1 protein-coding gene is annotated in these 1,125 nt (G+C 73.9%); it reads left to right on the forward strand.

Translation table 11 applies throughout. The features are described 5' to 3' along the window. Window positions 1-1,125: acyl-CoA dehydrogenase family protein (locus tag LPA54_RS32775; protein WP_228984398.1), on the forward strand; the 1,125-nt coding region annotated here is incomplete at both ends.

Below are 1,125 nucleotides of genomic sequence, written 5' to 3' on the forward strand. Positions count from 1 at the left end.
CTGGACATGAGCGGCATCCGCGTCGACGGCGTGTTCGTGCCGGAGGACGCCCTGGTCGGGGCCGAGGGGCAGGGTCTGGAACTGGCCCTGAAGAGCGCCCAGGTGGCCCGGGTGGTCATCGGCAGCATCGCCCTGGGGGCGGTGGACACCGCGCTGCGGCTGACGATGGACTTCGCCGCGCGGCGGGAGATCTTCGGGCAGCGGGTCGCCGACATCCCCTACTCCCGGCGCCAGCTGGCCGAGTGCTTCGCCGACCTGATGGTGGCGGACGCGGTGTGCAGCGGCGCGGTGCGCGCTCTGCAGAGCAACCCGGCGCAGGCCAGCGTGTACTCCTCGGTGGTCAAGTACTTCGTGCCGACGCTGCTGGAGCGCACCATGGGGCAGCTGTCGGTGCTGCTCGGGGCGCGGCTGTACCTGCGGGACCATCCGCACTTCGGCGTCTACCAGAAGATGCTGCGGGACCTGGCGGCGGTCTCGTTCGTCGACGGCAACACCGTGGTGAACCTGAAGAACATCGCGGCGCAGCTCGACGGGCTGCTGGGCACGGCGCGGGACGCCGGCGACGGCCTGCGGGCGGAGGCGGTGGAGCGCGTCGGCGTCATGTTCGGCCTGGACGCCGAGCTGCCGGTGTGGCGTCCGGAGCGGCAGCTGCTGGTCAGCCGGGGCCGGGACGACGTCCTGCTGGCCCTGCCCGACGCGCTGGAGCGGCTGCGGGACCTGGCGGAGCGCCGGCGCGACGGGCGGGACCGGGCGTTGTTCCACCGTGCGGCGGAGCCGGGTGACCGGCGGCTGAAGGAGTTCGACCGGCTGCTGGGCGAGCCGGCCCGGCTGAAGGAGGACGTGGGACGCGGGTACGCCGCGACCGCCGAGCAGTTCCGCCTGGCCGAGCAGTACTGCGCCCTGCACGCGGGCGCGGCGGTGATCCACCTGGCGGTGCGCTCGCAGGGCGCGCTGGGCGAGGGCTTCCCCGATCCGGCGGTGCTGCTGCTGTGCCTGGAGCGGGTGTGGCGCCAGTTCCGTCCGACGGAGACGGTGACGGACGCGGCCGTGGTCGACCGGGTGGCGGGGGTCCTGAGCGGACTGCACGAGGAGGGCCGGCTGTTCTCCCACTGGCCGGTCCGGGTG

The organism is Streptomyces sp. DH12 (assembly GCF_020873895.1).
GTDB lineage: Bacteria > Actinomycetota > Actinomycetes > Streptomycetales > Streptomycetaceae > Streptomyces.